This is a genomic window from Pseudomonas sp. NPDC086251 (assembly GCF_044746405.1).
Classification (GTDB): domain Bacteria; phylum Pseudomonadota; class Gammaproteobacteria; order Pseudomonadales; family Pseudomonadaceae; genus Aquipseudomonas.
In genome coordinates, this window is the sequence record NZ_JBIVBY010000026.1 from 44410 (window position 1) to 58600 (window position 14191).

The 14191-nt window shown below is 51.3% G+C and carries 12 protein-coding genes and 3 pseudogenes; 13 read left to right on the forward strand and 2 right to left on the reverse strand.

The annotated features are described in order from the left end of the window. Positions 1 to 199 precede the first annotated feature (199 nt). From ACIPL2_RS25735 to ACIPL2_RS25785, 11 genes and pseudogenes are all read left to right on the forward strand, one after another. Positions 200 to 2116: pseudogene (locus tag ACIPL2_RS25735) on the forward strand (RHS repeat-associated core domain-containing protein); the annotation flags it as partial. Between the two features lie 417 nt (positions 2117 to 2533). Beyond that, positions 2534 to 2806, forward strand: coding sequence for a hypothetical protein (locus tag ACIPL2_RS25740; RefSeq protein ID WP_401361066.1), 273 nt, complete (start codon positions 2534 to 2536; stop codon positions 2804 to 2806). A gap of 340 nt (positions 2807 to 3146) precedes the next feature. Then, entirely contained in the window at positions 3147 to 3551 is a 405-nt protein-coding gene (locus ACIPL2_RS25745) for a hypothetical protein (RefSeq protein ID WP_401361068.1), read from the forward strand. A 134-nt stretch (positions 3552 to 3685) separates the two neighbouring features. After that, positions 3686 to 4416, forward strand: a pseudogene (locus tag ACIPL2_RS25750) (RHS repeat-associated core domain-containing protein); the annotation flags it as partial. After that, positions 4413 to 4700, forward strand: coding sequence for a hypothetical protein (locus tag ACIPL2_RS25755; protein ID WP_401361070.1), 288 nt, complete (start codon positions 4413 to 4415; stop codon positions 4698 to 4700). The pseudogene ACIPL2_RS25750 and the gene ACIPL2_RS25755, both read left to right, overlap by 4 nt. 260 nt (positions 4701 to 4960) lie before the next feature. Next, positions 4961 to 5440 (forward strand): hypothetical protein, encoded by a 480-nt coding sequence (locus tag ACIPL2_RS25760; protein ID WP_401361072.1) that lies wholly within the window; start codon positions 4961 to 4963, stop codon positions 5438 to 5440. 102 nt (positions 5441 to 5542) lie between these two features. Then, a pseudogene (locus tag ACIPL2_RS25765) lies at positions 5543 to 6718 on the forward strand (type IV secretion protein Rhs); the annotation flags it as partial. A 105-nt stretch (positions 6719 to 6823) separates the two neighbouring features. Next, positions 6824 to 7252, forward strand: a complete 429-nt coding sequence (locus ACIPL2_RS25770; RefSeq protein ID WP_401361074.1) for an NTF2 fold immunity protein — start codon at positions 6824 to 6826, stop codon at positions 7250 to 7252. 626 nt (positions 7253 to 7878) lie between these two features. Then, entirely contained in the window at positions 7879 to 8475 is a 597-nt protein-coding gene (locus ACIPL2_RS25775; RefSeq protein ID WP_401361076.1) for a hypothetical protein, read from the forward strand. An 85-nt stretch (positions 8476 to 8560) separates the two neighbouring features. Beyond that, positions 8561 to 9235, forward strand: coding sequence for a hypothetical protein (locus ACIPL2_RS25780; RefSeq protein WP_401361078.1), 675 nt, complete (start codon positions 8561 to 8563; stop codon positions 9233 to 9235). A 115-nt stretch (positions 9236 to 9350) separates the two neighbouring features. Further along, entirely contained in the window at positions 9351 to 9581 is a 231-nt protein-coding gene (locus ACIPL2_RS25785; protein ID WP_401361156.1) for a hypothetical protein, read from the forward strand. 123 nt (positions 9582 to 9704) lie between these two features. On the opposite strand, the gene ACIPL2_RS25790 is transcribed toward ACIPL2_RS25785, so the two are convergent. Both ACIPL2_RS25790 and ACIPL2_RS25795 read right to left on the reverse strand, forming a co-directional pair. Beyond that, positions 9705 to 10184 (reverse strand): SMI1/KNR4 family protein, encoded by a 480-nt coding sequence (locus ACIPL2_RS25790; RefSeq protein ID WP_401361080.1) that lies wholly within the window; start codon positions 10182 to 10184, stop codon positions 9705 to 9707. A gap of 431 nt (positions 10185 to 10615) precedes the next feature. Next, complete coding sequence (locus ACIPL2_RS25795; protein WP_401361082.1) at positions 10616 to 11491, reverse strand: helix-turn-helix domain-containing protein; 876 nt, start codon at positions 11489 to 11491, stop codon at positions 10616 to 10618. 310 nt (positions 11492 to 11801) lie between these two features. On the opposite strand from ACIPL2_RS25795, the gene ACIPL2_RS25800 reads away from it, so the two are divergent. Together ACIPL2_RS25800 and ACIPL2_RS25805 are read left to right on the forward strand one after the other, a co-directional pair. Further along, on the forward strand, positions 11802 to 12662 hold the full coding sequence (locus tag ACIPL2_RS25800) for a hypothetical protein (protein ID WP_401361084.1): 861 nt from the start codon (positions 11802 to 11804) through the stop codon (positions 12660 to 12662). 180 nt (positions 12663 to 12842) lie between these two features. Next, positions 12843 to 14132, forward strand: coding sequence for an MFS transporter (locus tag ACIPL2_RS25805; protein ID WP_401361086.1), 1290 nt, complete (start codon positions 12843 to 12845; stop codon positions 14130 to 14132). Positions 14133 to 14191 lie beyond the last annotated feature (59 nt).

Here is a 14191-nt window from a genome sequence, read left to right on the forward strand (position 1 = left end):
AGTGTGGTGGAGTGTTTTTATGTGACTATTTTAGTTTGAAATAGTTCTTTAAAATCTCATTGTTGGAGTGGCTGAAATAGCTCGTCAGCCACTCATTCTATGCTTTTTCGAATGCAGTTTTTTTATTGATCTTAGATAACTAATCAGGAATCATGAGAGCGCCTATTGTTACTGGTCCGAAGACGGTCATTACCTCCCGCGCTTCCAGGATTGCTCGGGCAAAAACACCCATTACCGTTTCGACGAACGCCATCACCTGATCGCCGTCACCGATGCCCTGAACCAGACCACCACCCTGGAACGCAAACCCGACGGCGAAGTGCTGCGCATCCAGCACCCGGACGGCAGCGCCGAGTCGTTTACCTACAACGCCCTCGGCCAGGTGCTGACGCACACCGACGGCAAAGGCCAGACCACGCGCCTGCTGCGCACCGCTCGCGGCCTGCCAAGCAGCCGCCAGGACGCCAAAGGCCAGCGCATCCGCTACGAATACGACCAGGCCATCCGCCTGACCGCGCTGGTCAACGAAAACAACGCCGCCTACCAGTTTGCCTACGACGCATCCGACCGCTTGGTCGAAGAAAAACGCATCGACAACCTGACCCGTCGATTCAGCTACAACACCGGCGGGCACCTGACGCGGGTCGACGAAATCGGCTACGGTGAACGCGCCGAACGGCCACAGCGCCACACCGAATTCGAGCGCGACACCATCGGCCGGCTGTTGGCCAAACTCAACGCCGATGCGCGGCAGGATTACACCTACGACGACGGCGATCGCTTGCGGTCCATCGAACGCCTGCCCACCGCCCACGGCAAAAAACTCGGCGTCAGCGAAGAGACACTCGACTTCACCTACGACCTGCTGGGCCGTCTGATCAAAGAGACCACGCCGCAAGGCGCCTTGTCCTACGACTACGATCCGCTGAGCAACCTGAGCACGCTGACCCTGCCCACCGGCCAGCACCTGAATCACCTGTATTACGGCAGTGGCCACCTGCACCAGCTCAACCTCGACGGCCAGCTCATCAGCGATATGGAGCGCGATGACCTGCACCGCGAAGTCCTGCGCACCCAGGGCCAGCTCACCAGCTGCTTCGGCTACGACGCCATTGGCCGCAAGGCCTGGCAGTTCGCCTCGACCCTGCCGGCGGAAAAACTCTCGCAACTGCACAACCCCGGCATCCAGCCCGAGCTGCTGGTGGAGCACGCCTACAACCCGATCCACCGCCGTCACCAGTACGACCCAGCCGGCGAACTGACCCGCACCCTCGACAAGTTGCGCGGCGAAATCAAGTACGACTACGAAGCCAACGGCCAGCTGCACAGCCGTGACACCGGCAAGTTGGTGGACAGTGAAGAGTTCCGCTACGACGCGGCGGCGAACCGATTGAACTTCAACACCAGCCAGTTCGATCACGTCAAAGACAACCGGCTCAAGCAGTGGCGGGATCAGGAATATACCTACGATGCGTGGGGCAACCTGATTGAAAAGCGCAGCGGTATGAACAAGCTGCAGACGTTCAGTTATGACGGTGAGAATCGGCTGGTTAAGGCCGAGACGTTGGTCAACGGCAAGCTGGAAAGTACCGGCGCTTATCGTTACGACAGCCTGGGGCGTCGCGTGGCCAAGGTGTCAGCGGTCAACGGCGTCACCGAACAGAAGAATTTCCTGTGGCAAGGCTTGCGCATGTTGCGCGAGGAAAGTCCGGGGCAGAGCAGCCTGTACGTTTACGAGCCGGGTAGTTATGCGCCGTTGGCGCGGGTGGATCAGGCCGAGGGCGGGGAGCAGAAGCTTTACTATTTCCACACCGATCAGATTGGTACGCCGTTGGAGATGACTGACGCGGACGGGAGCATTGTCTGGCAGGCGACGTACAAGGCGTGGGGGTCGGTAGAAAAGCTTGAAGTGAATGAGGTCGAACAGAACCTGCGCTTTCAGGGGCAGTATTTCGACGACGAGACGGGGCTGCACTACAACACGTTTCGGTATTACGATCCGGAGGTGGGGCGGTTTGTTACGCAGGATCCGATTGGCCTTGGTGGTGGCATAAACCTTTATAAATATGCCCGAAATCCTATCGATTGGATTGATCCTCCAGGGTTAAGCTGCGAAAACCTTAAAGGCAACTATACTGAGACGGACAAAGCAAAACTTCCAGCTGGGTAGCTGAATCGTTTAGTAATGGTGAATACAAGACAATAGTAACGACTAAAGATATTTACGCTTACCGGGTTTTTGGTGGGAATGCTAAGGCGGGCGGTGGTTTTGTCTCTACCACGCCAGCATCTAGCAGGATACAAGCGAAATTAGATGCTGCACTTTTACCGGAGTGGAAAAACACAAGGCAGTTTGAAGCGAAGATACTTGTTCCTAAAGGTACTACACTCAACGTGGGCTCGGTAGCACCACAAACGACCAAGTCAGGTACAGTTTTCAAAGGCGGCGCAGATCAAATTTTAATGCCGCAAAATTGGCCTGAGAGCTGGATTGTTGGTGTCAGAAACTTAAGTTCTATATAAAGGCAAATTTATGAGTAAAGATAGCCTGCTGGATTTGCTGCGAGATATATTGGGTGAGCTAAAAAAACTACAAGACGAGCGTGCAGAAGATTATCTTCACTCGATTATAATTAGTTATGAGAAGGTGATAGATATGTTGGTGATGGATGAGTTTCCTGAAAATTTAATTAAAAGTTCGCCAAGAGAGTATTTAGAAATTTATAGTGATTATGAAAACCCACTACTTGATAAGATGGATTTTGCACAAAAACAACTCAGCTTGTTTATTGGTGGGCAGCCTTGACCGTCAAGATGCTGCACGGGTCGTTAAAAATGGAGAAGCGGGATTTATTCGAATGCCGGGGCAAATGAACTAAAGGCTAACTAGTTGATATATTTAAACAGTGCTTGAAAAGTTTTCGTTGGGCTGTCGACACCTGAGATCAAGGGGGATTATTATGTTGAATGGTTGCCTAAGCCCACAATACGGTTCACTCCATTTTGTAATGTGCTCAAGCCACCTCTCTATTTTCTAAAATTCAGGTGCTTAATTATCCGGATAGAGAGAAAATGAAGTCGGTGGGGAGCCGAGACCATATTCAAGTGGTTGTGGAGTTTAAATGAGTTGTATCCAGGATTTTACAGTGATCGACAATCTCGGGTCGTATGATCGCGACGCTAATCCTCAGGGGTTAAGCGTCTGGGAATTGCTTCCAACGGGGGTTTCATGGTCGTTTTTTGGGCGCCCGTATAAAGTTGAAAGTTTAGATAAGCTCATCCCAAAGCTATTGCTGGGGAGTACTGGTATCGCTGTGGCTATTTCTCCATTTAATCTTAAAGAAAACAAGGCGCTAATTATTAAACCTGACGGAAATGTAATGTGGGATGTCGGGGCTATCGCTAAATCCATCGTTGGTGGAGGAATTTATTCTGATGTTTATTATGTGTCAGGGCAGCTGTGTTTCTTTGTTAATATAAATAATCAGGACTTTAGATTTTCGTTTGATGTGGTATCGGGAGAGATTGGAAAGTTAATTCCTTTCTATTAGATGTAAACTATATTTATATTATTGGTGATGTTTGAAGGTCGTATACGCAATATGCTCCTGCTGATATTGGTCGCGATATGCCAGTAGTTACAAGTTAGGTCTGTAATCTAAGTGCACCAATTATATTGGGGGTGGAGACTAATAGAGAGCTCTCAGCGGCTGAGACGTTGGTCAACGGCAAGCTGGAAAGTACCGGCGCTTATCGTTACGACAGCCTGGGGCGTCGTGTGGCCAAGGTTTCAGCGGTCAATGGCGTCATCGAACAGAAGAATTTCCTGTCGGTTTCAGGGGCAGTATTTCGACGACGAGACGGGGCTGCACTACAACACGTTTCGGTATTACGATCCGGGGTGGGCGGTTTGTTACGCAGGATCCGATAGGCTTGAAAGGAGGTTTCAATCTTTACGCATATGGACCAAATTTTCTTGCTTATATTGATCCTCTAGGCTTAAGTACTTGCTCTGCCGTAAGTCAAGCGCGCTCTGGTCAGTACGCAGGTGTTAGGAGTGCGTCTGCATACTTGAAAAGTAAAGGTGTTCCCCGAGCTTTTAGAAAGCAAGTTTTAGAATCTTTTGAGGTGGAAACCATTAAGGTTAGGCCTGCATCTGCTAATGAATATGGATTGAGGTATTTCGATGGCGTTAATGCTAAGGCAAAAGGGCGCTATTTGTTTGAGGCTTTTCCTGCAACTAGAGAAAGTCTGGCTGTTAAGACAGAGTCGAATCAAATGACTAACATTGCTCAGTTCAAAGTTTCACCAGGGGCAACGATTATAGAAGGGCGTGCTTCAGCTCAAGGCGTAGGGTTGCCGGGCGGACAAATGCAGAAATATATAACGGATCTATCGGATTTATTAGTGCCATGAAAAATCATAACAGTACGGTTAAAAAAATCACGCGGGCTGTCGAAAGTATTGATGAAGCAATAGCTCAAGGAAAGCAGGAGGTTTTTGCTGTGACTACTGTTGAGCAACTTGAAAAGTTTAAGATGTGTTTGCTGCAGGCTTTGAATTTAATTTCTATGGATGATGTTCCAGAGAAAAATAAACGCGAACTGGGTATGGCAAGAGTAGTTGTGGATCAATGGCCGTTTGATCTTGAGCTTGGCCTGTTGATTGTCGAGGCGGAGCAGGCATATAAAAGCTTATAAGTTACGTGGTCCGTAACGCGAACTGACCTGAATTTTTCGGTAGAGTTTGGCCGTCGGGTGAAACTCCTCATCACATCATGCCTTTAGAAGGTGGTGGAGCGAACAAGTGGTGGAACCTGGTGGCGACACACGGTGCGCTACCTAATCATTCTTTGCCAAGAATCCAGATCCACACGCGGCCGGCGGCGTTCTTCGGAGTACAGTTCAACAAGAAAGAAAGGCTCTGCCACCTTGAACAATAACTGATATAAGATTTTAGTATGATTGATATTGATGAGGAGCTCATAAAAATTGAAAGAGGTGATTTTTTCTCGAATATGGGAGCTGACGGGTTAAAGGATAGCGCGTTAATATATAAAGGAGACATCCGAAAGGTTTTCGTGGAGCCGTCGGTGTTTGAGTTCGGGCGGTACTATGATGATGTCGAATGGCTGCCTACCTCTCCAACCCAGCCAGATCCTTTTTATAATTTACCAAAGCCGCCTTCCGATCTTGTCGCTATGCGAATAAAGGTAAATAAGGCGGTAATGGCTGCTACCAAAAATCTTGATAAAAATAAATTTACATGTGTTCCGTATGATTTTAGCCTTGCGGCAAGAAATGGCGTGTGTTTTGCCTTTAGGCAATATGTGTCTGAAGAGTATTATGGTTTAGGCGATAGGTGGGCGAAGATAGTGGATGTGTATTATAAAGGCCATTGGCCCGTTGGCTTTTGTAAAAATAAGTTTGTCGTTATTTGAGTCTGGGAAGTGTAGGGTGTTCTGATCTTTGCCAGCAGTAAATATTTTTTGATTTTATAGTGGTGTCTAATGTGCTCTTTAATAATGTGAACAATTAAATAATACCTGTGGTGGAACACCTTGGCCCAGGTCGAGCGCTTCCAGGATTGCTCGGGCAAAAACACCCATTACCGTTTCGACGAACGCCATCACCTGATCGCCGTCACCGATGCCCTGAACCAGACCACCACCCTGGAACGCAAACCCGACGGCGAAGTGCTGCGCATCCAGCATCCGGACGGCAGCGCCGAGTCGTTTACCTACAACGCCCTCGGCCAGGTCCTGACGCACACCGACGGCAAAGGCCAGACCACGCGCCTGCTGCGCACCGCTCGCGGCCTGCCGAGCAGCCGCCAGGACGCCAAAGGCCAACGCATCCGCTACGAATACGACCAGGCTATCCGCCTGACCGCGCTGGTCAACTAAAACAACGCGGCGTACCAGTTTGCCTACGACGCGTCCGACCGCTTGGTCGAAGAAAAACGCATCGACAACCTGACCCGTCGATTCAGCTACAACCTCGGCGGGCACCTGACGCGTGTCGACGAAATCGGCTACGGCGAACGCGCCGAACGGCCACAGCGCCACACCGAATTCGAGCGCGACACCATCGGCCGGCTGTTGGCCAAACTCAACGCCGATGCGCGTCAGGATTACACCTACGACGACGGCGATCGCTTGCTGTCCATCGAACGCCTGCCCACTGCCCACGGCAAAAAACTCGGCGTCAGTGAAGAGACACTCGACTTCACCTACGACCTGCTGGGCCGTCTGATCAAAGAGACCACGCCGCAAGGCGCCTTGTCCTACGACTACGATCCGCTGAGCAACCTGACCACGCTGACCCTGCCCACCGGCCAGCACCTGAATCACCTGTATTACGGCAGTGGCCACCTGCACCAGCTCAACCTCGACGGCCAGCTCATCAGCGATATGGAGCGCGATGACCTGCACCGCGAAGTCCTGCGCACCCAGGGCCAGCTCACCAGCTGCTTCGGCTACGACGCCATTGGCCGCAAGGCCTGGCAGTTCGCCTCGACCCTGCCGGCGGAAAAACTCTCGCAACTGCACAACCCCGGCATCCAGCCCGAGCTGCTGGTGGAGCACGCCTACAACCCGATCCACCGCCGTCACCACTACGACCCGGCCGGCGAACTGACCCGCACCCTCGACAAGTTGCGCGGCGAGATCAAGTACGACTACGAAGCCAACGGCCAGCTGCACAGCCGTGACACCGGCAAGTGCATGGTGGTCTTACCTGTTTTTGGGTCAAAATCATCAACATGGTGCCGGAGGTGGGGGCGTTTGTTAGTAAAGTACTAGAAGGGATATTGGGAGTTGATTATGACTGATATAGATTCTTTGCAAGCATTACAGTGTATTAATGAGTTTTTCATTGAAATGAACTTGTGGGAGGTGGAGTTTTTTGCTGAGCGAAAAAACAATATAGCGAACGGAGGCGACGATCCTGAGATAAAAAAACGCTATAGGGATAAATTGGAGGAGATCCTAAATCGCTATGCGCTGAAGGATAAAAGTAATTTTGGTCGGTTAATAGATTTGGGTTGTCTTAGCCCTCCCACATATGATCCTCAGAGCGACGTTATAGAGATTGCATCCACTGGAAGTGATGAGGTTATTGTGGGGCTTCAGCAAACCGTAGGTGTGGAGGTTACATCAAGGATTACGATTATACATAAAGCGGGGAACTGGAAGATAAAGAAAAAAGAAAGCCTCGGCTATGATGATAAGTGGAAGCGGTCCCCCTTATAATCCGTATGGGATAGTGTGAAAAGTAACAGTGTGTTCGATTGGTTCAGGTTGTAGTGCTTTAAAATTAATCGTTGAGGCAGTTGCGGACGATACCTGTGACTCGTTTTTTTTCACAGTCGCGTTATTAGTTTTCTCAAGTTCGTGGCAATACTCGAAATGTTCTAGCTAGCAATGTGCCATTTAATGCAGGTTTTTAAGATAAGCCGTAGCTCACAAAAAAAAGGCAGTGAAGTATTTGGATGTTTGTAATGTACAAGTCTCTCTAAGTTAACGTTATTCTTTTCTACTTGTAACTGTGCCGACGAAAATAAAATCGGTTTGTATTAAGGGGTCAAGATGTGTCGGCTCCAAGCGCGCTATGCAGAGCAGTTTCTCAACATTCACTCTATATCTTTTTGGATGTGAATTAAAAGTTCAAGTTTACTGCGATGATGAAGAAAGCATTTCCATAGATTTGCTGACGACGCTGTACTCTATCCACAAGGCGGGTAAATCGATTTCACACGATACGGCTTTGCGAAACTTCCGCTATACAAATGCAGGTAAGGGGCGCTTAAATTGATCTTGCCAAAAGTGCCCACAAGGTCAGGATCCTGTGGTTGACAATATAAGTTTAGGGAGTAGATATGAACGACATAGATGACGCAATGTTGGAATTGATTAGGGTTCACAATAAATATAGTCTGCCCGGCAGTTTTCGGCGACGTAGTCAAGTTGACGCAAGGTGGCCGTCGAATTTAAATCGTTCCGTTCAATTAGATTATTTTTTTAATAACTACGAGCCAGTCGATGTCAAACTTGAATCGGGGTTCACGCCAATAAAATTTGTAAATTTGGACTCGCTGGAAAAGGCGCAGATAGGCTATAAGTGGACAAATATTGATACGAATACTAAATTAAACGAAGGCGGGGATCATGCTTCTGTTGTAGTTTTGGATGATTCAGGCGGTGGGAAACCTCTGGTTGCAAAAACCAATATTGAAAACACACCGGTTTTCGCTAGCTATGGTGTGGTTGCTCCTTTTAGAATTTCAGATTCGTTAGCTGATTTTCTTAATGCGCTGGCAAAGCTTATCGAAATTGTCTACGGTGAATTTAATATTTTTGATGTCTCAGATGATGATGGCTTAAGCTCATTGTTTGTTGCGCGGGTGGAAGCAGATATTTCTCCACTGTTAGGCAATAAAAACTTTCGAGGGTTTTTCGATTATTTTTATGGGTGAATTGATTTTTTAGCTTGCTCTGGAAGGTTTATGAATATTAAAGATTTGCTTGAAAATAAGTATGGTGGTGTGGTAAGGAAAAGTCATGATATGTTTTTTTTTTCAGCATGAAACCAAAACATATGTAATTAACTACTGGCTAAAAGCGCGAGAAGATAATTCTAAATTACTCGTTATCTCTCAAGACTTTATCGATGACGCATTGGCGGAAATTATTGTTGACTCAGTTCCTTTCCTTTCCTTAATAGATAAGCCGTTAATATTCCCGATCGCCGCTGGTGAACACTCTTCTGGTTTGTTTACTCATATAATTGTTTTTCCACAAAATTACCATGGGTCTATGAAGGATGCAGGTATAGATCGAGGGGATCTCTTTTGGTGTGTTCCTATTTTCCGTTGTGAGTTTTCTGGCGAGGAAAGCGTTGAAGAATTCATGAGTATGCGTGTACATTTTGTGCCTGTTCTCGATTGGAAGCGCACGATCCGTCCTAAAGTTAAAGTTTATTTTGACAATCCTAAAACTGGCGCAGGCGCCGACGAAACCCGTGCTCTGGTCAAATATTTGACTCTGCTTCAAGAGATTGACAATCTTGAAGGTGTTTCTAACGGCTTTATTGAGTTAGAGAACTATAAGGGTGAGGTCGTAGAGGTTTTGTCTCCTGCAAAAAGCGAATTTATTCTTATCCTGAACAGGGAAGATGAGATTGCTATGTCCAAGGAGGTATTAACAACCCGTTTGGACGAGTTTGTGATGAGTTGAGTAGATATGCGACGCTGGTGACTTGACGACGCTGGCTTCCACACCGCTTCGGACGCAAACAGCCAGAACACGCACCTGCTGCGCACACTTCGCGGCCTGCCGAACAGTCGTCAGGATGCCAAAGACCACGCCGCTAGGCGCCTTGTTCTACGTCTACGATCCGCTGAGCAACCTGACCACGCTGAGCCTGCCGACCGGCCAGCAACTGAACCACCTATATTACGGCAGCGACCACCTGCACCAACTCAACTTCGACGGCCGGCTCATCAGCGACCTGGAACGAAAGGGGTCGGCGAACACATTCCGAGCCAAGCCTGTAAGAGGGATTGTGTCCGCGTATTTTTAGGATCGAGGGATGCCAGGGAGTGGGATCACGGTTTCGGGTAGGCGTAGGGCGAATAGCGCACAATGTTATCCGCCGGATGGGGTGGCGGATAACGCGTTCCGCTTTAGATGGAAAAGTTAGGGACTAGGCCAGTTCCAGCCGCCCGGACTCCATGGTTTCCACAAGGCTGTGCAACCAATCTTCTAGCGTTGGGGCAACCACTTCGCGTCGTGGGTCGTCGTGCCAGAAGTCGATAATCTCACCTGGTTTTTCAGACACTATATCGATACAGAGATGATCGCCGCCAAAACTCAGCGTAAAGGGTACCCACTGCCGTTTCCACCATTCTGGGTCTTCGAAGTCATACCCAATCATTCCGTCGAGCTCCAGCTTGCTGCTCAGGCTGTCTTCGACAGAGATGAACATGTGATTGGTAAATAGCGCTTCCTCGGTACTCCCATTCTTCCATAACCAGAGCGCCCGGAGGTCTGTTGGGAGCGTGATGCCAGTTCGGCGCTCGTAGTCGTCCAATGCAGCAACTGACACACCAGTAGCAAGTGTTGCGTAATAGGCTGGCCGGTGCTTTTGCAACCAACCGTCCATGCGGGTGATGAGATCTTGCATGTAAAAGATTCCTGTGATTGTTCGGTAGGAGGACTCGAGGTCGGAGATTGCAAGATCGCTATGCGTACGTAAGCACACTATGGTTCGTAAGCGAAACACAATGAGCCCCTCCGCTTAAACGCCTTACGAGCTTTCCGCTTTGTTCAAATACCAAGTCGTGCAACAGGCTGTAGCCTTCAGCAGAGTTCGTCTTGGTACGGATTTAATCTATGAGGAAAAGCACAACCACGCTATCAGACGTTTCGGAAGAAAGGGGGGTAAATCCGGACGCGAGTCGTGCCGCCGTTTGATACTGTCAGAACGGTGTTGCAGTTGAATATGTCGAAAGAAATGACTGTCAGCGATGCCAGCTCGAAATACGGCAGTATCAAGTCATCAGTCTCCTGGTAGCCTGTGCGAAACTATGTATTGCGCACCGAAAACGGTACCCCTCAAAGCTTCGCCAACAACTGCACCAACTGCCGCTTCGCCGCCTCCCCACTGTGCGCCCGCCTAAGCAAGCCCTCCGTCATGTTCTTATACATCTCCACCGCCTCAGGCGAGGAGGTGACGCTGGCGATTCCCGTATGGATATTAGGTAACTCACCCAATCGATACGGACTCACCGCAACATAACTGGTGTGCGGCTGCTGGAAGATCTGGAACGTAGCGCTTGGCAATGTTTCGTCGATCAGGAAGATGTTGAAGCGCGAGCCTTCGCTGCCGATTTTGTCGATCAGGTTTTCGACTTCACGACGGGCGAGCAGGGCGCGTTCCATTCTTACGCTGGGGGGCAAGTCGAGACGGCCGACCAGGCCGATGTGCAGGTAGCGTTCGATCTGTCGCAGGCTGATGATGGATTGGACTTCGAATTTCTGCTTTGAAAAGGTCGCTTTACGTTCGTTGAGAATGTCGAGTATTTGCGCCTGCATGGCGTCTTGGCTGGCATCGAAATCGTTCGGCCGGGCTTCATCGAGCATGGTCTTGAACAGCTCGGGGTATTCCGGTGAGGTCAGCAGGTAGGAAAACGGATCGAAATAGGACTGGATGCTGACGGAGCGCGCTTCGAGTTGGCGCATGCGTTCGAAGTATCCCAGGGCGTTATCGAAATACTCGGTATCCGAACCCAACAAGCTGTTGAGGGGCACCTTGAGCAGTTGTGCCAGGCGATCCAGGGTTTCCAGTTTGACGATTTTACCCAGCTCAAGGCGATACACCGCCGCTCGGGAGATATCGAGTTTTTCCGCCACCTGGTCGGCATTCAGTTGGCGCCCGATACGGTAAGCCCTGAGGCGCTCACCGATGGCTTGGTAGTCGATTTGGCTCACGGTATCTCCGAGTGGGCAAAGAAAATTTCTTGACCTCGTTGGGGCTTGGTTGTATCAATATTTAGACGGAAACAGTCCCGTTGTCTAAAAAATACAAAAAAGGTGACGCCATGTCCATGAATATCCCCATTCCCGTCGGCTGAACCCGAACGCTTCACCCCCAGTTTGCGCTGACCGCATTTGCCAGCCGAGCCCATTCAACGTCATGGGAGGGTCGCGCGTTGCCTGGAGAAACCCGAGGAGACGTTCAACCCACTCACATGTGCTTAAAGAAAACGCCCGCAAACCAATAAAAATACGGAGCTCACCCATGCGTCATTCCATTGCTTTGACTTCGTTCGTTTCGATTTCGCTGGTCACGTTGGCGTCGTGTGCGCTGGCTGCGCCGGGCTTCAGCGACACGCTGATCGGTTACCGCTACAGCGAGAATTACACCGATCCCGGCAAGACCAGGGACGTGGCCAAGAACATCCTGCAAGTCACCCATGTCAGCAGTTACCGACTGGGGCAGAACTTCATCAACCTGGATGTGTTCAAGTCCGACAGCACGGACCCGGCCAAGGGCGGGGGCACCGGCGCCACCGAGTTTTATCTCACCTACCGCAACCAATTGCAGTACGGCAAATTCTTCGACAAACCGCTGGCGTTCGGCCCGGTCAAGGACGTCGCGCTGACCGCTGGCTTCGACTACAACACCAAGAACAATGAGTTCGCCTCCAACAAGCGCTTGCTGCTGCTTGGCCCGACGCTCAAGTTCGCGCTGCCGGCGGGCTTTCTTGACGCCAGCGTGCTCTACGCCCGGGAGTGGAACCACTGTGGCCTGGACGTGTGCAGCAAACCGGGCAATCACACTGACCTGCTGTTCGACCCGTTCTTCCAGTTCAACCTGACCTGGGGCGTGCCGTTCACGGCGGGCCCGCTGCCGCTCAAGTTCCAGGGTTATTACACCTATAGCAGCAAGAAGGGCGATGACTATCAAAACCGTCCCACAGGCGCGGAGCAACTGATGCGTACCTCGTTGATGCTGGATGTCGGGCAGCTGGGCTGGGGCGAAAAAAACGTATTGTGGATCGGCCCGGGTTACGAGTACTGGCGCAACAAATTCGGCAATGAAAGCGGTCCGGGCACGGACGTCGATGCGTTGTCGATCAACCTGGAGTGGCACCTGTAGACACGCAATCTTAAAATTTCGCCTGGTCAGTATCAAAAATTAGACAATCCGTCTCATTTGTTCGTAGACTCAGCGCTCGCTCCGGTGAAAGCAGGAGGCGTTGTTTCCTTCAAGGGATGAGTCAGCGGTGATCCCCGATCACGGGCAGGCCGCTTCAATCAGTGATAACAACAAGAGGTAATGACTGTGAAGACGCACAACGACTCAAGTGCCGCCAAGGCGGACGCGTCACCGCGCAAGGCGTTGATCGCCAGCGTGACCGGCTACGCCATGGACGGCTTCGACTTGCTGATCCTCGGTTTCATGTTGCCGGCGATCACCATCGGGTTGGGGCTGACCACCTCCGAGGCCGGCTCGCTGGTGACCTGGACCTTGCTCGGCGCTGTGGCTGGGGGCCTGATCTTCGGTCAGCTCAGCGACCGTTACGGCCGGGTGAAGATGCTCAGCGTGTGCATTCTGGTGTTTTCGATATTCACCGGGTTGTGTTCGCTGGCCCAGGGTTACTGGGATTTGCTCACCTACCGCACCCTCGCCGGGTTCGGTCTCGGTGGCGAGTTCGGCATCGGCATGGCGTTGATCGCCGAGACCTGGCCGGCCAACAAGCGCAACCGTGCCTCGTCCTATGTCGGCATGGGATGGCAGGCCGGGGTGTTGGCGGCGGCGCTGTTGACGCCGTTGCTGTTGCCGCATATCGGTTGGCGCGGAATGTTCCTGGTCGGGCTGGTGCCCGCGCTGCTGTCCTTCGTGATTCGCCACACCATGGGCGAGCCGGAGGAGTTCGTGAAGGCCACGGCCAATCCGATTTCCTTCTCCCGGCGCTTTGGCGAACTGTTCAAGGACGTGCCCACCAGCAAGGCCAGCATTGGCGTGATGGTGCTGACCTCGGTGCAGAACTTCGGTTACTACGGAATCATGATCTGGATGCCCAGTTACTTGTCCCGGCAGTTCGGCTTTTCGTTGACCGCGTCCGGCACCTGGACCGCCGCGACGGTGGTGGGCATGGCGTTCGGCATCTGGTTGTTCGGGCAACTGGCGGACCGCTTCGGACGGCGCAAAATCTTCCTGCTGTATCAGGCCAGTGCGGCGGTCATGGTGCTGATTTATGCCAACCTGACCGACCCGATCAGCATGCTGTTTACCGGTGTGATCATGGGGATTTTCGTCAACGGGATGATCGGTGGTTACGGCGCGTTGATCTCCGATCTGTACCCGGCTCAAGTACGGGCCACGGCGCAGAACGTGCTGTTCAACGTCGGGCGCGGGGTCGGTGGTTTTGGCCCGCTGGTGGTGGGTGCGATAGCCCTGGCGTACTCGTTCTCGGCGGCGATCATGCTGCTCGCCAGCATCTACCTGCTGGCCATGGCCGCGACCTTGTTTTTACTGCCGCGCAGCCAGGGTGATGCGGGCCAATCCACCGCCGCACCAGCACGACAAGAACCGGCGATTCAGGCGGATTCGCAACGCCCATAAAAAAAATCGTCCGCGCCGTATCAATAATTAGACAAATGATTTTCTCAGGCGTAGAGTTG

Excerpts from the sequence above, each read along its gene's own strand:
- ACIPL2_RS25760 (WP_401361072.1), top strand. The coding sequence starts at position 4,961 with ATGATTGATATTGATGAGGAGCTCATAAAAATTGAAAGAGGTGATTTT.
- ACIPL2_RS25780 (WP_401361078.1), top strand. The coding sequence starts at position 8,561 with ATGATATGTTTTTTTTTTCAGCATGAAACCAAAACATATGTAATTAAC.
- ACIPL2_RS25775 (WP_401361076.1), top strand. The coding sequence starts at position 7,879 with ATGAACGACATAGATGACGCAATGTTGGAATTGATTAGGGTTCACAAT.
- ACIPL2_RS25800 (WP_401361084.1), top strand. The coding sequence starts at position 11,802 with ATGCGTCATTCCATTGCTTTGACTTCGTTCGTTTCGATTTCGCTGGTC.
- ACIPL2_RS25805 (WP_401361086.1), top strand. The coding sequence starts at position 12,843 with ATGACTGTGAAGACGCACAACGACTCAAGTGCCGCCAAGGCGGACGCG.
- ACIPL2_RS25785 (WP_401361156.1), top strand. The coding sequence starts at position 9,351 with ATGCCAAAGACCACGCCGCTAGGCGCCTTGTTCTACGTCTACGATCCG.
- ACIPL2_RS25790 (WP_401361080.1), bottom strand. The coding sequence starts at position 10,184 with ATGCAAGATCTCATCACCCGCATGGACGGTTGGTTGCAAAAGCACCGG.
- ACIPL2_RS25770 (WP_401361074.1), top strand. The coding sequence starts at position 6,824 with ATGACTGATATAGATTCTTTGCAAGCATTACAGTGTATTAATGAGTTT.
- ACIPL2_RS25755 (WP_401361070.1), top strand. The coding sequence starts at position 4,413 with ATGAAAAATCATAACAGTACGGTTAAAAAAATCACGCGGGCTGTCGAA.
- ACIPL2_RS25740 (WP_401361066.1), top strand. The coding sequence starts at position 2,534 with ATGAGTAAAGATAGCCTGCTGGATTTGCTGCGAGATATATTGGGTGAG.